19 protein-coding genes are annotated in these 22,871 nt (G+C 30.1%); all 19 read right to left on the bottom strand.

Annotation, left to right across the window (positions count from 1 at the left end; translation table 11 throughout):
- Positions 1-238 precede the first annotated feature (238 nt).
- The 19 genes from aspS to ACYUCG_RS08125 all read right to left on the bottom strand — a co-directional run bounded on the left by aspS (position 239) and on the right by ACYUCG_RS08125 (position 22,761).
- Positions 239-2,032 (bottom strand): aspartate--tRNA ligase, encoded by a 1,794-nt coding sequence (gene aspS / locus ACYUCG_RS08035; RefSeq protein ID WP_003473707.1) that lies wholly within the window; start codon positions 2,030-2,032, stop codon positions 239-241.
- A gap of 20 nt (positions 2,033-2,052) precedes the next feature.
- Positions 2,053-3,300 (bottom strand): histidine--tRNA ligase, encoded by a 1,248-nt coding sequence (gene hisS / locus ACYUCG_RS08040; protein ID WP_131369849.1) that lies wholly within the window; start codon positions 3,298-3,300, stop codon positions 2,053-2,055.
- A gap of 31 nt (positions 3,301-3,331) precedes the next feature.
- The gene (locus ACYUCG_RS08045) at positions 3,332-4,774 is read right to left on the bottom strand and encodes a coproporphyrinogen III oxidase (RefSeq protein WP_240298632.1); all 1,443 of its coding nucleotides are present in this window, start codon (positions 4,772-4,774) and stop codon (positions 3,332-3,334) included.
- On the bottom strand, positions 4,764-5,384 hold the full coding sequence (locus tag ACYUCG_RS08050) for an MBL fold metallo-hydrolase (protein WP_460268404.1): 621 nt from the start codon (positions 5,382-5,384) through the stop codon (positions 4,764-4,766). Before ACYUCG_RS08050 ends, ACYUCG_RS08045 begins: the two co-directional genes overlap by 11 nt.
- A gap of 159 nt (positions 5,385-5,543) precedes the next feature.
- On the bottom strand, positions 5,544-5,993 hold the full coding sequence (gene dtd, locus ACYUCG_RS08055) for a D-aminoacyl-tRNA deacylase (RefSeq protein WP_003451157.1): 450 nt from the start codon (positions 5,991-5,993) through the stop codon (positions 5,544-5,546).
- A 14-nt stretch (positions 5,994-6,007) separates the two neighbouring features.
- Entirely contained in the window at positions 6,008-8,188 is a 2,181-nt protein-coding gene (locus ACYUCG_RS08060; RefSeq protein WP_198630703.1) for a RelA/SpoT family protein, read from the bottom strand.
- A 151-nt stretch (positions 8,189-8,339) separates the two neighbouring features.
- Positions 8,340-8,858: an adenine phosphoribosyltransferase gene (locus tag ACYUCG_RS08065; protein WP_003451591.1), complete on the bottom strand. Its 519-nt coding sequence runs from the start codon at positions 8,856-8,858 to the stop codon at positions 8,340-8,342.
- 43 nt (positions 8,859-8,901) lie between these two features.
- Entirely contained in the window at positions 8,902-9,756 is an 855-nt protein-coding gene (locus ACYUCG_RS08070) for a DHH family phosphoesterase (RefSeq protein WP_003451668.1), read from the bottom strand.
- A gap of 200 nt (positions 9,757-9,956) precedes the next feature.
- Positions 9,957-10,826, bottom strand: coding sequence for a protein translocase subunit SecF (gene secF / locus ACYUCG_RS08075; RefSeq protein WP_111744278.1), 870 nt, complete (start codon positions 10,824-10,826; stop codon positions 9,957-9,959).
- Positions 10,819-12,078 carry a protein translocase subunit SecD gene (gene secD / locus ACYUCG_RS08080; RefSeq protein ID WP_060795963.1) on the bottom strand — a complete coding sequence of 420 codons (1,260 nt, stop codon included), beginning with the start codon at positions 12,076-12,078 and terminating at the stop codon, positions 10,819-10,821. The genes secF and secD overlap by 8 nt, the downstream gene beginning before the upstream one ends.
- A 97-nt stretch (positions 12,079-12,175) precedes the next feature.
- Positions 12,176-13,549 (bottom strand): thioether cross-link-forming SCIFF peptide maturase, encoded by a 1,374-nt coding sequence (gene scfB / locus ACYUCG_RS08085; protein WP_060795962.1) that lies wholly within the window; start codon positions 13,547-13,549, stop codon positions 12,176-12,178.
- A gap of 69 nt (positions 13,550-13,618) precedes the next feature.
- Positions 13,619-13,759, bottom strand: coding sequence for a six-cysteine ranthipeptide SCIFF (gene scfA, locus ACYUCG_RS08090; RefSeq protein WP_003451489.1), 141 nt, complete (start codon positions 13,757-13,759; stop codon positions 13,619-13,621).
- Positions 13,760-13,954: 195 nt separating this feature from the next.
- Positions 13,955-14,224 carry a preprotein translocase subunit YajC gene (gene yajC, locus ACYUCG_RS08095; RefSeq protein WP_003468785.1) on the bottom strand — a complete coding sequence of 90 codons (270 nt, stop codon included), beginning with the start codon at positions 14,222-14,224 and terminating at the stop codon, positions 13,955-13,957.
- Positions 14,225-14,262: 38 nt separating this feature from the next.
- Positions 14,263-15,405 (bottom strand): tRNA guanosine(34) transglycosylase Tgt, encoded by a 1,143-nt coding sequence (tgt, locus tag ACYUCG_RS08100; RefSeq protein WP_003468762.1) that lies wholly within the window; start codon positions 15,403-15,405, stop codon positions 14,263-14,265.
- A gap of 23 nt (positions 15,406-15,428) precedes the next feature.
- Positions 15,429-16,454 (bottom strand): tRNA preQ1(34) S-adenosylmethionine ribosyltransferase-isomerase QueA, encoded by a 1,026-nt coding sequence (gene queA / locus ACYUCG_RS08105; RefSeq protein ID WP_460268405.1) that lies wholly within the window; start codon positions 16,452-16,454, stop codon positions 15,429-15,431.
- A gap of 21 nt (positions 16,455-16,475) precedes the next feature.
- On the bottom strand, positions 16,476-17,516 hold the full coding sequence (gene ruvB / locus ACYUCG_RS08110; RefSeq protein WP_003451099.1) for a Holliday junction branch migration DNA helicase RuvB: 1,041 nt from the start codon (positions 17,514-17,516) through the stop codon (positions 16,476-16,478).
- Positions 17,517-17,529: 13 nt separating this feature from the next.
- Positions 17,530-18,135 (bottom strand): Holliday junction branch migration protein RuvA, encoded by a 606-nt coding sequence (ruvA, locus tag ACYUCG_RS08115; RefSeq protein WP_003473697.1) that lies wholly within the window; start codon positions 18,133-18,135, stop codon positions 17,530-17,532.
- Positions 18,136-18,362: 227 nt separating this feature from the next.
- Positions 18,363-18,956 carry a hypothetical protein gene (locus ACYUCG_RS08120; RefSeq protein WP_240298633.1) on the bottom strand — a complete coding sequence of 198 codons (594 nt, stop codon included), beginning with the start codon at positions 18,954-18,956 and terminating at the stop codon, positions 18,363-18,365.
- A 295-nt stretch (positions 18,957-19,251) separates the two neighbouring features.
- Positions 19,252-22,761 (bottom strand): multifunctional 2',3'-cyclic-nucleotide 2'-phosphodiesterase/3'-nucleotidase/5'-nucleotidase, encoded by a 3,510-nt coding sequence (locus tag ACYUCG_RS08125; RefSeq protein ID WP_460268406.1) that lies wholly within the window; start codon positions 22,759-22,761, stop codon positions 19,252-19,254.
- Positions 22,762-22,871: the final 110 nt, after the last annotated feature.

Raw genomic sequence — 22,871 nt, forward strand, 5'->3', positions numbered from 1 at the left:
TTGATATTATTATTTCATATTAATTACTTAATATACCTTAATTCCTCATTGAAAGTCAATAAAATAGCAATCTATAATTAAGATTTACTTTTTAACCAGTAAAGTAATAAAAACTCTTATTTTCTAAAATATAAGCTTTTTTTACTTACCACCTATATAAACTGACTAAAATTAGCGTGAGTACAAAACCCACGCTAATTAAGTTTACTTTAGTATCTCAATTTAGATTGCTCAAAAATTATTCTGCCGTATCTTCTTTCTTTATTGTTTCAATTCCTAATTCTTTTAATTGTTCTTCATCTACTATATTAGGTGCTTCAGTTAAATAACAGAATGCATTTTGGTTTTTAGGGAATGTTATAACGTCCTTGATATTTTCAGTTCCTGCTAAGAACATTATCATTCTATCTAAACCGAAAGCTAATCCGCCGTGTGGTGGTGGTCCAAATTTAAATGCTTCTAATAAGAATCCAAATCTTTCCCAAGCTGATTCTTGAGTAAATCCTAATACTTCAAACATTTTTTCTTGAAGTTTAGTATCATGTATTCTTATAGATCCTCCACCTAACTCTTCTCCATTTAATACTAAGTCATAAGCCTTAGCTCTAACTCTTCCTGGATCAGTATCTAAGTACTTTATATCCTCATCCATTGGCATTGTAAATGGATGGTGAGCTGCAAAGTATCTTCCTTCTTCTTCATCGTACTCAAGAAGATCAAACTCTGTTATCCATGTGAAGTTAAACTCACTCTTATCTTTGACTAAATCAAATTTTCTTGAAAGCTCTAATCTTAATTCTCCTAAAGCTTTTAAAACTACTGAGTTTTTATCAGCAACTATAAGAATTAAATCTCCTGTTTTAGCTCCCATAGTTTCAATTATTTTGTTTAATTCCTCTTCTTGGAAGAATTTAGCTATTGGTGATTTAACACCTTCTTCTTTTAATTGAATCCATGCTAATCCTTTAGCTTTGAAAGTTTTAACGAACTCTCCTAATCTATCAATGTCTTTTCTTCCCATAGAAGCTCCGCCTTCTAAGCATAAACCTCTAACAGAACCTCCATTAGCTACAGCGTCTGTGAATACTTTAAATCCACATTCTTTAACAACATCACTTAAGTTTGTAATTTCCATTCCAAATCTTAAGTCTGGTTTATCTGAACCGTATTTTTCCATAGCATCTTTAAATGTCATTCTCTTTATTGGAGTTTTTACATCTACTCCTAAAACTTCTTTAAATACATGTTTTATTAAACCTTCATTTAAAGCCATAACATCATCTTGCTCAACAAATGACATTTCTAAGTCAACTTGAGTAAACTCTGGTTGTCTATTAGCTCTTAAGTCCTCATCTCTGAAACACTTAACTATTTGGAAGTATCTATCAAAACCTGATACCATTAATAATTGTTTAAATAATTGTGGTGATTGAGGTAATGCATAGAACATTCCTGGATAGTTTCTTGATGGAACAAGATAATCCCTAGCTCCTTCTGGAGTTGACTTTGTAAGTATTGGTGTCTCCATTTCTAAGAAACCATTTTGATCTAAATAATCTCTTATTGCTTTAGTTGTCTTATGTCTTATTTTGAAGATATTTTGCATATCTGGTCTTCTTAAATCTAAGTATCTATACTTTAATCTAATACTTTCAGCAGCATCTAAATCTTCTTTTATATATATTGGAGGAGTATCTGACTCAGATAAAATCTTTAATTCCTCAGCTTTTAACTCAACCATACCTGTTGGCATGTTTGGATTTACTGATTCTCTCTTAACTATTTCACCTGTTACAGCAATACAATATTCAGGTCTTATTGATTTTGCTTTTTCTAGGATTTCTTCTCCTAAATCATCATTAAATACAACCTGTAAAATTCCTTCTCTATCTCTTAAGTCTATAAATTGAAGACCTCCAAGATTTCTATTTCTTTGAACCCAACCCATTACGGTTACTTTTTGTCCAATATGGCTTTCTCTAGCGTCGCCACACATTATGTTACGCTTTAATCCATTTAAAGCTTCACCCATTTTAATTCTCCTCCTGTCTACTACTTAACTATATTTACTATTTCATTTATATCTAAGCTGATTTCGAATTGTTCTCCATCGCTCATTCTCTTAATTTTAATTTTGTTTTCTTCTATTTCAGAGTCACCTATAACAAAAGTATATTTAGCTCCTATTTTATTAGCATACTTCATTTGAGCTTTAACACTCTTTCCTAAGTGATCTATTTCAGCCTTAATACCAGCCTTTCTAAGATTAAATGCTAATTTCATAGCTTCAAGCTTAGCATTATCTCCCATTGAACCAATATAAACTTCACATCTAACAGGTTCAGGAATTTCTATTCCTTCTTCATCTAGAACTAAAAGAAGTCTTTCTAAACCTAATGCAAATCCCATAGCTGGAGTTTTAGGTCCATCTATTTCTTCTACTAGATAATCATATCTTCCTCCACCACATACTGTTAATCCATCTTTTATAACTTCAAAAACAGTTTTACTATAGTAATCTAATCCTCTTACTATTTGTGGATCTATGTTATACTCTATTCCCATAACATCTAAGTAAGCTTTTAACTTGCTAAAGTGATCACTACACTCTTCGCAGATGTAATCTAGTATTGAAGGAGCTTCCTTAACTATTTCCTTACATCTCTTTTCTTTACAGTCTATGATTCTCATAGGATTCTTTTCAAATCTTGTTTTACAAGTTTCACAAAGATTATCATAGTTCTCTTTTAAGTATTGTTTTAAAGCTTCATTGAATTTTGCTCTACATTTTGGACATCCTAAGCTATTTATATTTAAGCTTAATCCTTTTATTCCAAAATCCTCTGTTAATGCTCTCATAACTAAAGATAAGATTTCTGCATCAATAGAAGCTTCTTGTGAACCAAAAACTTCTATTCCATATTGATGGAATTCTCTTAATCTTCCTTTTTGCATTTTTTCATATCTAAAGCATGGAGTAAAATAGAACATTTTTGTTGGCTGAGCATCAGCATATAAACTATTTTCAATAAATGCTCTAACAGCTGGAGCTGTCCCCTCTGGTTTAAGAGTTATACTTCTTCCACCTTTGTCTTCAAAAGTATACATTTCCTTTTGAACCACGTCAGTAGTTTCTCCAACTCCTCTTTTGAAAAGTTCAGTTGCCTCAAACATAGGAGTTCTGATCTCTCTAATTCCATATTCAGCTGATATTTTTCTTAACTTTTCTTCTATATAATGCCATTTATAAGCGTCATTAGGTAACATATCTTTTGTACCCTTTTGAGCTTGTATCGCCATAAATAACTCCTCCTACATAATATTAAATTTTTTATTTATATAAAGTATCAAGTAATTCTATCTTACCTTCAACCATTTCCTCTATTCTTTTTACATATTCCTTTACATCTTTAACATTTGCAAATCTTTCTATACGATTTTTATCTTCTTCTAAAAATACTACCTTAGAAACTGCATCTGCTCCTAATGCAATTATAGTCTGCTTATCTTCAATCATTTGAATATTGTAGATACATTCCTTGTTATCTTTTGAATATCCTACATTCTCCATGTTACCAACCATATTTTTTTGTCTATACATATAATATGGATGCATATTTAGTTCTCTACCTAAAACTTTACTCATTTCATACATCTTATTAAGATTTTTTTGCTCTGCAATAGTTATAGTATTATGTAAAACTAAATTTTCATGAAGCCTTGATGCTCTTTTAATAGACATACCATGAATAGTTAAACTATCTGGATTAAGCTCCTTTATCATAGAGCATGTTTTAGAAACCTCTGAAATATCTTCATTTGGAAGACCTATTATAATATCCATATTTATGTTATCAAAGTCTAGGCTTCTTGCCAAATTGAATTTATCCACTACATCCTCTGTTAAATGCCCTCTACCTATTGATTTCAAGGTTTTATCGTTCATACTTTGAGGATTTATAGATATTCTAGATACTTCATATCTTTTCATAGTTTTTAATTTTTCTTCAGTTATAGAATCAGGTCTTCCACATTCAACAGTGAACTCCTTTATTCCTTTATTATTAACGAAACTATCATATATATGTTTCATTAATACTTCAAACTGTTCATTATTTACTGAGGTTGGAGTACCTCCACCAAAATAAACAGTTTCTATCTTTAAGCCTTTCTTTGATACATAATCACTTATAGCTGAAATTTCTTTGCTTAAAGCTTCTAAATAAGGCTCAACATCTTTCTTGCATCCAGCTATAGGATTTGCTGCAAAAGAACAATAAAGGCATCTTGTAGGGCAAAAAGGCATACCAACATATATACTTATGTTTTTTTCCTCTTTATTTACAAAACTTTCTTCTCTTTCTGCAACTTCTATGCAAAGTTTAGCCTTTTCTTCCCTAGCCATATAATTATCTTCAAAATATTTTATTATCTCTTCGTCAGATTTTCCTTCTCTTATTAGAGATAAGGCTATTTTACTTGGTCTTATTCCAACTAATGTTCCCCAAGGATATTCATCCTTAAGAGTTTCAGATAAAAATTTGAATATTCCCTTTTTAAGTTCTGTTTTAAATCCGTATCCTTCTTTGAACTCATAAGAAAAACTATTATCTCTCTCTGAAATATTAACCATATTTTCAGATATAAAGACATCGTAGTCTCTCTCTTCATCTTCATTTACAAACTTTAATTCCTTAAAAGTATAGAATATATTAAACATTTGATAAACGTCATATCTATACTTTAAGTCATTAAGATATATTTTAATATACATAAAAATCTCCTGCTAAAAATGGGTTTCTTTGTCTTTCGTGTTTAATAGTTGAACTTGGCCCATGTCCTGGATATACTTCTATGTCATCACCTAATGGTACCAGTTTATCATTTATACTCTTAAGAAGAGTGGCATGATTACCCCCTTCAAAATCACTTCTTCCAATTGATTCTCTAAATAGAGTATCTCCTGTAAAAAGACAATTATCTATTAAGAAGCATAATCCTCCTGGAGTATGTCCTGGTGTCTCTAGGCATTTTATTTCATAATTATCTGAGAACTTAAGAGTATCTCCATCTTTTAAATATCCATCTGCCTTTGGAAGTTTTCCAAAAACATCCACATTTCTTTCTATCATATCTTCATCTTTTTTATCTATATAAAAAGGTATTTTATATTTTTCTGAAAGTTTTTGTACAGCTCCCACATGATCAAAATGTCCATGAGTTAATAATATCATTTTTGGTTTTGCATCTAAAGATTCTATTACACTTTCAATTCTTGATGCTTCTTCACCTGGATCTACTATTATACAATCCTTAGTTTCTTCATCTATAACAACATAACAATTAGCTTGATACATTCCTACTGGAATTGTTTTTATTAACATATCAATCCCTCCTAAAAAATGAAGTTTAATTTATATTTTTAACCGAATTTATAGGAGTCTAACTTGTTAAGCTAAACTCCTATAAAAACTTTCAATGTTTAACTTTTCTAAAAGCCTATATTTATTATAATGCTTTATACACAAAATAGTAATATTTGTTTAGAAATTCTTTTTGCTATCTAAAATTAAAGTTACAGGCCCATCATTTTCTATGTCAACTACCATATGGGCACCAAAGACTCCAGTTTCAACTTTTATGCCCTCTTCTCTACACATGCTTACAAACTCATCAAAAAGTTTCTTAGCTTCATCTCCTCCAAGAGCATTCATGAAGTTTGGTCTTCTTCCCTTTCTACAGTCTCCATAAAGGGTAAATTGTGATATAAGAAGTAGTTCTCCACAAACATCCTTTAAAGATAAATTCATTTTATCCTCTTCATCTTCAAAAACTCTTAAATTTAAAACTTTATCTTTCATATATTTTAAGTCTTCAATAGTATCCTCTTTACCAATTCCAACTAATACATTAAAGCCTTTATTTATACTTCCAACTATCTCATTATCCACTTTAACAGAGGATTTATTTACTCTTTGAACTACAACTCTCACGGTTATGCCCCCTTTTATTTATTTACTCTATAAACGTCTAATATTCCTTGTAGTCTTCTTATTTTCTTCATTAATTCTTTTAATTGTTCTATATTATCAATTTTTACTTGAATATTTATATTTGCTACTCCATTTTTACCTGATTTAGCATTTAAAGAAAGTAGGCTAAGGTTAGAGTCAGTTATAACTAACATAACATCAGATAATAAACACATTCTATCTTCTGCTTTAACTTCAAGTTCAGCCACATATGCAGCTCCCTTTTCAGTTCCCCAACTAACATCTACAACTTTCTCTCCCTGTTTTTCTACTATAGCCTTAAAATTAGAACAGTCCTTTCTATGTACAGAAACTCCTCTTCCTTTAGTTATATATCCAGCTATATCATCTCCAGGTACAGGATTACAACATCTTGCAAATCTAACCATTATATTGTTTAATCCCTTAACAGTTACTCCATAGCTTTGTTTTTTCTTTGTTTGTCTTTCAGTTTTAGCTATTTGCTCTTCAATATTTTTATTTAATTCTTCTTCGCTAACCTGTTTTACAACATTCTCTTTAAGCTTAGATATTACAGTAGATGAAAGTAGTTCTCCTTCTCCTACAGCTACATATATTTCTTCAACATTATTTAAATGATATCTCTTTAATAATTTATCATATAATGGCCCTTTGCAAAGATCTGAAAATACTAAGGATTGCTTCTTACATTCCTTTTCAAGCATTTCCTTTCCTCTTTCTAAGTTCTCTTCTCTTCTTGCTTTTCTAAGCCATTGTTTTATTTTACTTCTAGCTTGATTACTATTAGCTATATTTAACCAATCTATATTAGGCCCTCTAGATGATGAAGATGTTAATATCTCTACTATTTCCCCAGTTTTAAGCTTGTAATCTAAAGTTACTATCTTTCCGTTAACTTTGGCTCCTACACACTTATTTCCTATATCTGTATGAATCTTATATGCAAAGTCTATAGGAGTTGCTCCCGCTGGTAAATTTATAACTACCCCCTTAGGAGTAAATACAAATATTTCATCTGAGAATAAGTCAAGTTTGAATCCTTCCATAAATTCAGTTGCATCAACAGCTTCCTTTTGCCACTCAAGTATATCTCTAAGCCATGTTAACTTGTTTTCAAAAGTCATATCTTTTGAATCAGTTCCAGTAACACCACTCTTATATTTCCAGTGAGCTGCTATTCCGTATTCAGCCGTTCTATGCATTTCAAAAGTTCTTATTTGAATTTCAAAAGTCTTTCCTTCACTTCCTATTACTGTTGTATGTAAGGATTGATACATATTAGGTTTTGGCATTGCTATGTAATCTTTAAATCTACCTGGTATTGGCTTATAAATCGTGTGTACTATACCTAGTACTGCATAGCAATCTTTAACTGTATTAACTAAAATCCTTATGGCTGTTAAATCAAAGATTTGTTCTATGCTCTTATGTTTATTTACCATTTTTCTATATATACTGTAGAAATGTTTTGGTCTTCCTTCTATATCGCTATCTATATTAGCTTTATCTAAATTCTCTTTTAGCTCTTCAATTATACGAGAAATAAATTTTTCTCTTTCCACCCTTTTTTCAGCTATCATATTTACTAAATCATAATATTCTTCTGGGTGAATATATCTTAAACATAAATCTTCTAATTCCCACTTTATTTTAGATATACCTAATCTATGAGCTAAAGGTGCAAATATATCTAAAGTTTCTTGAGCTTTTTTCTTCTGTTTTTCAGGCTTCATATATTTAAGTGTTCTCATATTATGAAGTCTATCTGCTAGTTTTATTATTATAACCCTTATGTCTTTAGCCATTGCTAAAAGCATTTTTCTTACATTATCAGCTTGTTGTTCTTCTTTGCTTTTATATTTTATCTTCCCAAGTTTAGTAACGCCATCAACTAAGTTAGCTACTTCAACATTAAAAATATTACTTATATCTTCATAAGTATAATCCGTATCTTCTATGACATCATGAAGAAGTCCTGCAACTATAGTATTGGTGTCCATGCCCATATCAGCTAATATCATAGCTACGCTAATAGGATGAATTATGTATGGCTCTCCTGATTCTCTTTTTTGTTCTTTATGTGCTTCAAAAGCTAAATCATATGCTTTTTTAACTAAATCTATATCAACATTGTTCCCATTAGCTTTTATTTTAGAAATTAGTTCTTCTAACATACTGGATTATTCTCCCCTACTTAAAATTTCTTTTAATATATTATATTATTATATAACAAAAAAATAAAATAAACCAATAATAAAATTAATGGCTGGTCAATAAACCAGCCATCTTAAACTCTATTATAATTTTTTACAAAATTAAAGAATTCTAAACATCATAATCAACTAATGATGTTACTTCGTATCCTTTTAATTTATCTCTTCCTTTTAATTCTGTTAACTCAATAGTAAATGCTAATCCAGCAACTTCTCCACCAGCTTGTTCTACTAATTTAGCAACAGCAGCTATTGTACCACCAGTAGCTAAAAGATCGTCAACTATAGCAACTCTCATACCTGGTTTTATAGCATCTTTGTGTATTTCTAAAGCATCTTTTCCATACTCTAAATCATATTCTACTCTAACTGTATCTCCTGGAAGTTTACCTGGCTTTCTTACCGGAATGAATCCAACACCTAAAGCATATGCTACAGGAACTCCAAATATAAATCCTCTAGCTTCTGGTCCAACTACAACGTCAATATTCTTATCTTTGAAGAATTCTGCCATTTGGTCAACTGAATCTCTTAAGCCTTCTCCATCTGCTATTAAAGTAGTTATGTCTTTAAAACTTATTCCCTTCTTAGGAAAATCTTCTATAACTCTTATTTTATCCTTTAAACTCATTACTTTGCCTCCAAAATCAATAAATATATATAAATTTTAATTACTACCTTATTTTTTCATTATAAATATATTTAGTTATTTGCTCCGCTCTGTCCTTATCATTTGTAGTTAATAACTCCACAATTATCTTTGCGTTATCTTTTTTGCTAATGGCACCTTCTCTTGGAGTTATCTCATTAACTATTTTATTAATACTATCTATATTTATATCACTAATATTAAAGAAACTCTTAATAGCATTCAATCCTATACTATTAGTATATCTTAAATATTGAATGCCTTCCTTTAATATTATTCCATTTTCCCCTTTATTTTTAACGTTCTTTGAAACACTACCTATAAGTATTAAATCTAAATACTTATTTATTCTTTTCATGTTATAATATATAGCAATAGCTTGCATTAACTTAAAAGTTAACCCCGAATTAGTCAAATCTTTATATCTATATGAACACTTTTCTTCACTTGGGTTTATATATGTTGAATCATATATGCATTTTGTACGTTTATTTTCCATTATTATTAAATCTATATTAAATCTATTACAGAGATTCTCCACCTCTTTATTTTTAAGTCCACAACCTACTGTTATTAAAAGTTCTGCACCTAAAAAAGCTATATCTTCTCTTAAAGTATATTCATCTATATCATAGTTCTTCTCTTCATGTTCTGAACTTACACAATATTCAACATCAGCATTTAAATACTTTAGTATAAGCATTAAAGATGATATTGCACATATGGAATCTAAATCACATCCACCATATATAACTATCTTTTCTCTATTGTTAATTGCAGATGCTAGTCTTTCTATTGCTTTATTCATATTTTTAATGTTAAAAGGGCTATACCCAGATATGTAATTAGTGCAATATATGTTTTTCCAAGCCTTCTGCATAATTTAACTCCTCCATAAAATTAAGAAAACAAGTATATTATAATTTAAAATTACCTTTTTGACAAATACTTTTCAAATAAATACGTATACATTAGTCATTTTTATTATTTTCCACTTATTTTTCTTTAAAAACAGCAAAATTTCTAATTAAAATAAAAAAAAATGCTAAAAGTTATAAAACTTTTAGCATTTTTATACTATTACTTATTTCTTGCCTTTTTATTTTTTTGTCTATTAGTTATTATACACCAAATTGGACTTGCTATAAATATTGAAGAACAAGCTCCTGATGCTATACCAACTATTAATGGGAAAGCAAAATCTCTAACTGTAGGAACAAAGATATAAACACAAACTATAGTGATTAAAGTTGTAAGTGTTGTATTTATAGATCTTGACATTGTTTGAGTTATACTTATGTCAGCAATCTCTTCCACAGATTTGCCTCTAAGTTTTTTTCTATTTTCTCTTATTCTATCAAATATAACTATTGTGTCATTTATAGAATAACCTACTATTGTAAGTATAGCTGCTATAAATGGAGTGTTTATTGTTATTCCTAATACAGCATAAACACTTATAGTTATTAACACATCGTGTAAAAGGGCTATTATTGCTGAAATACCATAAGAAAATTCAAATCTTATGACTACGTATATAAGCATACCTATTACAGCTATTACAAGTGCTACTATTGCATTTGTTGTTAAATCTCTTCCTACTGAAGCTCCAATCTCGTTTTGTGATACTAATGCATCATCTTTTAAATCGTATTTTTCTTTAAGAGCTTTAAAGATATCATTAACTTGAGAACTATTTAACTCTTTTGCTTTTATTTGAAGTTCAGTACCATTAACTTGATTCGTAACTGCATCTTTTGAATATTCATCTACAATTTTATCAACATCAGTTTTATTAAATTCTGTTCCCATATTTATTACAACTTGGGTACCACCTCTAAAGTCGATTCCAAAATTCATACCTTTAGTAAACATAAATCCAAAACCTATAACAATTATAAGAATTGATATAGTAAACCATATTTTCTTCTTCTCTACAATTTTAAGCATTATGTCTACCTCCTTTTATACGACCAAACATTGAAGGCTTATTTAATATTCCCATGTTGAATCCTAAATTCATAAAGAATCTTGTCATTATTATAGCGGTAAACATACTTATTGCAATACCTATTAATAATGTTAAAGCAAATCCTTTAACTGGTCCTGATCCAAAGAAGTATAATACTAAACCAGCAATAAAAGTTGTTATATTAGAATCCATTATTGATCTTAAAGCATTGCTAAAACCTATTTTCATAGCTGATGTTATACTTCTACCATTTCCAAGTTCTTCTTTGATTCTTTCAAATATAAGTACGTTAGCATCTACTGCCATACCTACTGTTAATAAGAAAGCTGCTATACCTGGTAAAGTAAGAGTTACTCCTACTAATGCAAATATATAAAGCACTACTAATATATAAACACTTAGTGACATACATGCAATGAATCCTGGAACTCTATAGTATAGTATCATAAATAAGAATATTATAGCTACACCTATTGCTCCTGCTTTCATGGCATTTGGAAGAGCATTTGCACCTAATTGAGCACCTACAGTCTCAACTGAAACTGCCTTAACTGGAACTGGTAATGCACCAGCATTTATTATTCCAGATACCTTTTCTGCTTCTTCCATTGATCTATTTCCTGAAATAATAGCTTCACCATTAGAAATTATGTCATTTACTACTGGATCTGTTAATGTTTCATTATCCATTTTTATAGCTATTTTTTGACCTTTATATTTCTTTGTTGCCTCAGCAAACTTTTGCTTCCCCTCTTCGTTAAGCTCTAATTTTATAACTGGCTTACCTGTTTGAGGGTCTATATATACACTTGACTTTTCAACATCTTTTCCTGTTAAAATAACATCATTCTCAGGACCTACAAATGTTAACTCTCCTGTTTGTTGAAGAGAATCTACTATAGTTTTTGAATCGTATTGTCCTGGAATATCAATTCTTATTCTATTATTTCCCTCTGTTGTTACTACAGTTTCTGAAACTCCAACCTTGTTAACCCTTAAAGATAAAAGTTCCTTTGTTGTGTTTAATTGATCTACTGTTACATCATCGCTTTGGATTTCCATAAGAACAGAAACTCCACCTTGTAAATCCAATCCTTTAGTTATAACCTCATTAAACGTTTTAAATTGATAGTCCCCTAAGGTAAATCCTTTGAACCCTGCTAGAGCTAAAAAACTTATCACTGCTATGGAGATAAAAAATAATATGAAGCTACCTAATTTTGATTTCATGGTTATCCCCCTCTGTAAAAATTTCTCTGATAAACTAAATTATATTAATATGTTGCCACATAGTCAATATATGGCAACAATTATTAATATTATATTTTTATTCAGCGTCCATAGTCTTTGACTTTAATGCAATAGCACACTCAATTCTTTTCTTTTGCATTTCACATCCAACTTCATAAGGAACATGAATATCGCCATTAAAGTTAAAGTTATTAGCTTGACATCCACCACTACAGTAGAATCTTGCCCAACATTCTTTACATTTTGGTTTATTATATATGTGAGCTTGTTTAAATTCTGTTGAAAGATCTTTTCTGATTTCTCCATCATAGATATTTCCTAGTAAGAAATCAGTGTTTCCAACGAATTGGTGACATGGATATATTTCGCCATCTGGAGTTACAGCAATATACTCATGACCTGCTCCACATCCTGCTATTCTCTTATAAACACAAGGACCACCATTTAAATCAATGTTAAAGTGATAGAATTTGAATATGTTATCTCCCTCTTCTAATCTTCTCACCATTTCATTGTATAATTTATCATACTCTCCAAAGATAGTTGGTAAATCTTCTCTTCTTAAAGATAATTCATGTTCATCTGGAAGAACAACTGGCTCTATTGAAATCTCAGTAAATCCTTCATTAGCAAGAGCCATTACATCTTGGAAGAAGTCAGTATTATTTCTTGTAAATGTTCCTCTAGCATAATATTGTTTGCTTGGATCTCTCTTTTCAACCATTTTCTTTATGTTTGGAAGTATTCTATCATAACTTCCTGAACCATCAACTCTTATTCTAACAGCATCGTTAACTTCTTTTCTTCCATCTATTGAAAGAATTATATTTCCGATGTTTTTATCTATATAATCAATTCTTTCATCATTTAAAAGAGTTGCATTAGTAGTCATAGTAAATCTTACATTTTTGCCTACTTCTTCTCCTCTTTTCTTACCATAATCTATTATTTCTTTTATAGTATCAAATACCATTAGTGGTTCCCCACCAAATAAATCAACTTCTATATTCTTTATTCCACCTGAATTTGCTAATACAAAATCAATAGCTTTTTTACCAACTTCAGCACTCATTGGTTTTCTACATCCTTTGTATTCTCCCTCATCAGCGAAACAATATTTACATCTTAAATTACAGTCATGTACAACATTTAAGCATAATGCTTTTATGTATGAAGGTGCCTTGTCACTTTCTTTAGCAACCTCTTCATATAAATCTCCTGAGTATAAAGCGTCTTCTTCTACTAATTGAAGTAAATCTTCATAAGCCTCTTCAATTTCCTCAACTGGATATTTATCTTTTAACTTTTCAATTAAAGATTCCTTACTACTTAATTTGTTATCATTATCTATCATATTGTAAATAAGGTCATCAACAATATGAACACTTCCTGAGTTTACGTCTACTACGTAATACTCTCCACCTTGCATAAATTTATGAATTAATGCCACAATATTTCCTCCTAACTAAGAACTATGGCAGCAACTTTAAAAGTTACTGCCACTTAAGAATTTTTATAATTAATTTTCACAAGCTAAGTTTGCTACTGTAGCTGATGTTTTACAAGCTGATTGGCATGAGTTAGCACACTCTCTGCAATCTGCTGGTTTACATAAGCTCTTTTTTAAGCTTGACTTGTTTACTGTTTTTATACGCTTCATTTACTCTTCCTCCAATCAAAACTATCTTTAATATTATACCATGTTAAGGTTTAATTTTAAAGCTCTTTTTAAAAAGCTAATTTGATTTACCACCCTTATTCTTTCACATTATAATGTAAAATTCAATACCTAAAATGAAAAAATAGCTATTTTAATGCATAAAATACATTAAAATAACTATTTCTTTAAATTATACTAATCAATTTTTGAACTTATGCCTTGTTTTGAAAACTCGATCTTTGTTCTATCTTGAGTAGTCTCTATTATAACGCTATCATCTTTTAATTTTACTATTCTACCTATGATTCCGCCTCTAGTTATGATCTTATCATTAACTTTTAGCTCATCTATCATAGCATCATATTTTTTCTTTCTTTTCTTTTCTGGTAAGATAAGTAAGAAATAAAATACACCAAACATTAAAACAAAAGGTAATACCATTGTTGCTATTTGTTGAAAATTCATACTAGCCACTCCCTTCTTATTATGTAAATTTTATATTATTAAGCTCTTCCATTCCATTCTTCTAACTTTTTAGCTTTGAATTCTGCAAAGTATCCGCCATCTATAGCATCTCTTATATCCTCCATAAGCTTATTATAGAAGTATAGATTGTGAAGAACACATAATCTCATAGCTAACATTTCTTTAGCCTTAAATAAGTGTCTTATATATGCTCTTGTGTAATTTTTACATGCAGGACATTGACATCCTTCATCTATTGGTCTAGCATCTAATTCAAACTTAGCATTCATTAAGTTTATTTTACCTTCTTTAGTGAAAACATGACCATGTCTTCCATTTCTAGCAGGTAAAACACAATCAAAGAAGTCTACTCCTCTTTCTACTGCCTCTAATATATTTGATGGAAGACCAACCCCCATTAAATATATTGGTTTATCCTCTGGTAAATGAGGAACTACAGCATCTATAACTCTATACATTTCTTCATGAGTTTCTCCAACCGCTAATCCTCCAATAGCATATCCATCTAAATCCATTTCTCTTATAGTTTTAGCATGTTCTATTCTTATATCTTCATAAACTCCACCTTGGTTAATACCAAAAAGCATTTGCTCTTTATTAACAGTGTCATCTAATGAATTTAATCTATCCATTTCTTTTTTACATCTTTCAAGCCATCTTGTTGTTCTTGCAACTGACTTTTCTACATATTCTCTAGTTGATGGATTTGGAATACATTCATCAAAAGCCATAGCTATTGTTGAACCTAAATTACTTTGTATTTGCATACTTTCTTCTGGTCCCATGAATATTTTTCTACCATCTATGTGTGAGTTAAAATAAACTCCCTCTTCTTTTATCTTTCTCATTCCTGCTAATGAGAAAACTTGGAATCCACCTGAATCTGTTAAGATTGGTCTATCCCAATTCATAAAGTTATGTAAGCCTCCCATTTGCTTTACAACCTTATCTCCTGGTCTTAAATGTAAATGGTATGTATTAGAAAGCTCTACTTGACATCCTATTTCTTTTAAATCCATTGAAGAAACAGCACCTTTTATAGCCGCTAAAGTTCCTACATTCATAAAAACAGGAGTTTGAATTGTACCGTGAGGAGTTACAAACTCACCTCTTCTAGCTTTTCCGTCTTTTTTTAAAAGAGTATATCTTTTTTTAGTCATGAAAAAAGTCCTTCCTTTGCTTTTTATTTTATAAACATTGAATCTCCAAATGAGAAGAATCTATACTTTTCTTTTACTGCAGTATTATAAGCATTCATTATATTATCTTTGCCAGCTAAAGCTGAAACAAGCATTATTAAAGTTGATTCAGGTAAATGGAAGTTTGTAATTAAATTATCAACTATTTTAAACTTATATCCTGGATATATGAATATATCTGTCCATCCACTTTGTTCTCTAACTCTTCCATTTTCATCTCCAATAGTTTCTAAAGTTCTTGAAGATGTTGTTCCTACAGCAATTACTCTCTTTCCAGCTTCCTTAGTTTTATTTATAAGCTCTGCATTTTCTTTATCTAAATGATAATATTCTGAATGCATAACATGATTATTTACATCATCAACCTTTACTGGTCTAAATGTACCAAGTCCTACATGTAAAGTTAAATATGCTATATTAACACCTTTATCTTTAATTTCTTTTAATAATTCCTCAGTAAAATGTAATCCAGCTGTTGGTGCTGCTGCTGATCCCTTTTCTTTAGAATAAACTGTTTGATATCTTTCTTTGTCTTCTAATTTTTCATGTATATAAGGTGGAAGTGGCATTTGTCCTAATTCATCTAAAACTTGTTCAAATATACCATCATACTTAAACTCTATTATTCTATTTCCTTCTTCACCAATTTCTCTGACTATGGCTTTAAGTTTACCTTCTCCAAAAGTGAAAACTGTACCTACTTTAGCCTTTCTTCCTGGCTTAGCTAAACACTCCCACTTATCTCCTTCTATTCTCTTTAAAAGAAGAAATTCTATTTTACCACCAGTTTCTTCTTTTTCTCCTATAAGTCTAGCAGGTAATACTCTAGTATTATTTAAAACTAAAGTATCTCCTTCATTTAAATACTCTAATATATCATGGAATTTTCTATGTTCAATCTCTCCAGTTTTTTTATCTAAAACCATTAATCTTGAAGAATCTCTCTTTTCAAGTGGATATTGAGCTATAAGTTCCTCTGGTAGCTCAAAATAAAAATCACTTACTTTCATTTTAATTACACCTTCTCTATTTTATTTTTCAAATAACGTACACTGTTTAGAATCTATCTTAGATTCATTAAATCTAACTCTTCCTAAGTGTTTATATGCTTTATCTGTTGCCATTCTTCCCCTTGGAGTTCTAACTATAAACCCTTTTTGTAGAAGATATGGCTCATAAACATCTTCTATAGTATCTAATTCCTCTCCAACGAAGTAAGCTAAGGTTTCTATCCCTACTGGTCCTCCATTGAAGTTATCTATTATGGCTTCTAGAATTTTATTGTCAATTCTATCAAACCCTTCTCCATCAACTTCTAAAATCTCTAAGGATTTTTTTGCAGCCTCTTCTGTAATTTCATTATCATATAAAACTTCTGCAAAATCTCTTACTCTCTTTAAAAGTCTATTTGCTATTCTAGGAGTACCCCTTGACCTTTTAGCAATTTCAAAGGCTCCTTCTTCAGTTATATGGCATCCTAAAATTTCAGCACTTCTAATTATTATTTCCTTTAATTGCTCATCAGTATAATATTCCATAGAACATAAAACCCCAAATCTATCTCTTAAAGGTGAACTAAGCATACCAATTCTAGTTGTGGCACCTATTAGAGTAAATTTAGGTAAATCGAGTCTTATGGATTTACTAGCAGCCCCTTTACCAATAATTATATCTAAAACATAATCCTCCATGGCAGGATATAGGATTTCCTCTACACTTCTATTTAATCTATGTATCTCATCAATAAACAGAACATCATTAGTGTTTAAGGTTGTTAATATTGCCGCTAAGTCTCCTGCTCTTTCAATAGCAGGCCCTGATGTTATTTTAAGATTTCCACCCATTTCATTTGCTATTATATTAGCTAATGTTGTCTTTCCAAGACCTGGTGGCCCATATAAAATTACATGGTCTAAGGCTTCCTCTCTTCTTTGAGCAGCTTTTATGAATATGTTTAGTCTTTCTTTAACTTTGTCTTGACCTATATATTCATTTATTTTCTCTGGTCTCAAACTGTATTCATTAGTTGAATCTATTCCAATCTCATTAGAGGTAACTAATCTTTCACTCATTTAATTACACCTCCTAACGCATTAAAAGTTTTAAAGACTCCTTTATCATATTTTCTATAGATAATGTCTTATCAACTTTTTCTAAAGCTTTTTGAGCTTCCTTCTCTGTATATCCTAATGCCATTAAGGCACTTAATGTTTCATTTATATTGAAACTATAATCAGAATTATCATTAATTCCTTCTATTAATTGTCCCTCTTCAGAAGTAAGTTCATCTGGTTTTAACTTATCCTTAAGCTCTAGAATAATTCTTTGAGCCGTTTTCTTTCCTATTCCAGGTGCCCTTGTTATGTGCTTTTCATCTCCCATCATTATTGCGTACTTTAAATTATTAACAGTACTAATTGATAGAAGTGATAAAGCCGCTTTTGCTCCTACTCCATTTATGGATAATAAAAGCTTAAACATTTCTAATTCTTCTCTTGTTGTAAATCCATACAGACCTATGAAATCTTCCCTAACGATCTGCTCTAGATATAGAAGAACTTCCTCTCCTACTTTTGGCATATTAGACATTGTATTTCCAGATGTGAAAATTTTATATCCTATATTATTTAATTCTATTACAACATAATCCTTACTTATCCCTTGAAATTGGCCTCTTATATATTCGTACATATTTAATGCTCCTATGTATAATAAGTTCTTTAAATCTATATAATACTTTAACATGAAGAGGGAATATTATCAATGAATTACACAAAATTTACTATTCATTAAAAACACTCTAAACTCTCTATTTTCCTAGGTCATACTTTCATTTAAGTAATAAAAAAAGCCATATCTTAATAAGACATAGCTATTGATTATATATATTTTTTCAAATGATAAATTTACTAATATTTTTAACTTATATAATTTGTTATATTTTCTTCACACTCTTCTCTTGTATCATATTTCTTTTCAAAATTACTTATTTTACTTCTATCAACCTCTGGCAAATCATCTATTTTCTTTGTACTAACATCCTCTGGCTTTTCAATAAATGGTCTTCCATCTTCACCAGCCTTAAACATTGCTATGTATCCATCTTTTTCACCTATATAATACTTACCAGCTTCTAATATTCCCATATCATTTAAGAAAATTATTTCTCCTGAAGTTGATGAAACTAATTCATACCCATCTTTTTCTACAGCAGAAATTAACTCATCCATATTTTCTCCCTTGATTTCATCATTTTTAACCATTTCTCCAATAGTAGTTTTATAATCAACTACGACATGGTCATCTAAAGTTCTTCTTGTAAATATTACATCCATATCCTCAGCTAAAACAATTTCACCTTTTTTCTCTGTAACCTTCATATTAGTTTGTTGAATCTTTTTACTATTATAAAAGTAAGTTATCATATAACTGCTTACAAATATAAATATGCCTAAAAGAATAAATATTAAGTTTTTGATTTTATCATTATTTTTTATATTATTAAAATTCATATCATCACCTCATTGGTGATTATTAACATATTTTCTCTTTTTATACACACATTTTATGTTTTTTTATTTTCAAACACTTTTAATATTAATATTCTATCTAAATCTCCCTAGCTTTTTTAATAACCTTCCTATAGTAATTAAATCCTTACTATCTTATCTAAAGTAAAAATCAAATATAAATATTCATGGTTAAACTAAAAAATCTCTATTTTTATATCTAAGATCAAAATTATGTTAAAGTATATAATAAAATAAAAAGGGAGTGATTAAAATTCACTCCCAAAATAATTAATTACTATGCAGCATTATTCTTTTTCTTTCTTAATACAGCTAGTCCACCAATTGTTAATACTGTACCCATAGCAGCTACTGCTCCAGTTCCAAATGGCATACCTGTGTTAGGTAAATTTTCACCATTATCAGGATTTTCTGGATTTTCTGGTTTTTCTGAATCAACAGTTGTATCTTCACCAGCTTCTAATAAAGTAGATAAATCAGTTATAGGATCTATACCATTTTCTTTCCAATAATTTGCCATTTCATCTCTTATAACTAAGTTTGTATCCACTACATTTTTAGCAGCTGAGAAATCATAAGAATCTCCGCCTACAGCCATAAAGTCATTAGTAACTACTGTATAATACTTGTCATTTTCTAATTTAGTTCCATCAGCTAATCTAACTGAAGTTATCTTTTCTCCTCTTTCAGCTCCTGGAGTGTACCAAAGTTTAACACCAGCATGTTGTCCCCATCCAAAGTTATCTGGTTCTATTCCATGCTCTAAAACTTTTATTATATCTGAACCTTTCATTTCCATTGTAACTAAAGTATTATCAAATGGAAGTATTGTGTACATATCTCCAACAGTAACTGTTCCAGCCATTAATGGGGCTCTTACTCCTCCACCATTAGTTATTGCTATATCAGCATCAACTATTCTTCTCATAGTTTCAGCTACAGTAGCCCCCATAGGACTTACTCCAGTATCTCTATCATGTGGTAAATCTACTGATAAATCAGCAACTTTTTCATTCATTATAGGAGCTAAATCAGCTTCAAATTTTGCTAATATATCTTCCATATTCTTATCAACTGGAAGAGTATCTTTTCTCTTAGAAATATCGTCAAGTTTAGTTGTAACTACTAATTCATCTTTATAGTCAAATTTTAAGTTAACATATCCTAAATTTCTACCATTTTTATACGCTTGTATAACTGGTACTCCATTAACTTTTCCTTCAACTTTTTGGTGACTATGAGCTGATATTATAGCATCAACTCCTGGTACTTCAGCAACTTCAACAATCTCACCAGTTATTTCTCCAGTCTCTCTATTTTGTTCACTTCCTAAATGACTTAAAACAACAACGGCATCTACATTTTCTTTATTTTCTAAATAATCTACCCAAGTCTTAGTTGCTTCTACAGGATCTTTAAATTCTAAATGAGCAACGTTATCTGGTTTTGTCTTGTATGCAGTTTCAGGAGTAGCAAGTCCTATAAATCCAACTTTCTTTCCTTCTCTTTCAACAACGCCATAAGGCTTAGCCCATTCAACTGGTTCTCCAGTTTCTTTTTCATATATATTTGATGCTAAGAAATCAAATTCTCCAGCTTTAGCCCAATCTGGTATATATTCATATCCCCAGTCAAACTCATGGTTACCAACTGCTGAAAATTCTAAGCCCATTTCCTTAAGCATAGCAGTAACTGGCTCACCTTTTAAAAGATTTGACATAGCACTTCCTTGATATATATCTCCACCTGTAACAACTACAGTATTTGGATTTTCTTCTTTTACTCTCTTTATTTCTCCAACTAACTTAGCTGCTCCAACATCACTCTTAGATTCTGCTAAAGATCCATGGAAATCGTTGAAAGTAACTATTGGTATTTCAACTTCCTTAGTTCCTAAAGCTTCTAAAACATCATTCCAAGTTACAGCTTTTACATTTGGAGTTCTTCCATCTTCTGATACAGGTATTTTTATTTTACCTTCATTTACAAGTTTAACAGCTAATTCTCTTTGTTCTGCATCCCAGTCATTACCTGTTATCTTCCAGTTATTATCAACATTTTTAGTGATTTTTCCACCTTTTACATTTTGAATATAATCAACTATTAAATCTCTCATATCTGATATTTGATCATTATTTGTATCATATATTTTCTCATGCTCACCTTGGTCCATTATTCCAGCAGCTAATCCAGAATTATATCTATAATCATTTACTGTTAAGTAAACTACATCTGAGTCTTCAACTGGCTTACCATCTTTTTCAAACTTTAAGTTTTCAATTCTTTGACCTGGCTCTTTAGATATATTTATTTCATAACTTATTCCATCAAACATGTCATATAAATACATTCTAACATCTTCATTGAAAGATACTGTTAAATCCCCATCTTTATAAGTATTATAATACTCAGCATTTTTTTCCATATACTTTTTAAGTTGCTTTCCATTTGTTTTTATAGTATATAATTTGTTATCATATCTATAAATATTTGAAATATCTGCTTTGCTTATATTTCCTTCATATAAGTTTGATGAAGCACTAAATAAAGCTGCTCCAGAAACCATATAAACCTCATCTGGATTTATATTCTTTGATTCTAAATGCTTTCTACTATTATATAATTGAACTTCATTTATAAAATCAGTTATACCTTGATCTTCAACTAATGATTGTGGAATTTCTTTTATTTCATTTTTATCAGCAAGATTTCCTCCAACCATTTCGCCAACAGGTGCTGTTGCATCAGCAATTGCTGTGTTATGAAAATCAGCAAGTAAATCATTTATTTTTTGATCCTCTGCTACACCTTTTGTGCTTAATAATTTAGACTTTTTATCTACAACTTCTACTTTTTCTCCATTTTTTCTAACAGTTAATTCTATTTTAGAAACCATTTGACCATTACTTGTAGGTTGGCTTATAACTGCATTGTTTATTTTTTCTTCTGGTACATTAGTATGACTATGTCCTGCAACTATGGCAGATACCTCTGGGTTCATTTCAGCTATGGCTCTAGCACTATCTCCATTACCATATTCACTTTCTAATCCCACATGTGAAACTACTGCATAAACATCAGCGCCACCCTCAGGTCTATTTTCTATTTCATCTATTACAAATCCAACTTCTTCTGCAGGATTTTTAGCCTCATATCCTTTTAGATTTTCTGAATCCCATTTCATTATATGAGGACTTACAACTCCAATTAGAGCAACTTCAACGCCTTCTATTTCCCTAGTTGTATATCCTTCATAAACCCTCTTACCATCTTTATAAAGATTTGCACATAATACATCTAAATTATCATTAGCTTGACTTACAACATCATTAAGATTGTCCATTCCATAGTTAAATTCATGATTTCCTAAAGAGAAAACATCATACCCTATAGCATTCATTCCCATAACCATAGGATTAGGACCATTTTTAAATAAGTGATTGAAATTTCCTTGTATAGTATCTCCATTATCAACCACTATTGTATTAGGATTTTCCTTTCTAGCTTCATTAACTAATGTTGATATCTGATTTAATCCACCATCAGATTTTTGATTACGAGCATACTCATAATTCATAAATCTACCATGAAGGTCTGATGTACCTAAAATCTGAATAGTTACATCTCCTTCTTTTTCTAAAGTAGCCTCTTCTCCTTTTTTCTCTAGGTTTTCCGGTGCTAAATTTTCAGTAGCCTTTACAGTAGTTAACGGTGTTGCAATTCCAAAGATCATTGAAGTAGCAACTGCTAATGCTGTAAATTTCTTATCCCTTACTTTTTTAAGCATATTTTTCCCCCTCATTTAGTTTACTATTGTTATAAAAGTAAATTTTATACATATGTATTGTACATTATTTGGCGAATATTTTTCAATCTTTTATTGTTAAATATTCGTTA

The organism is Clostridium sp. CTA-17 (assembly GCF_054767895.1).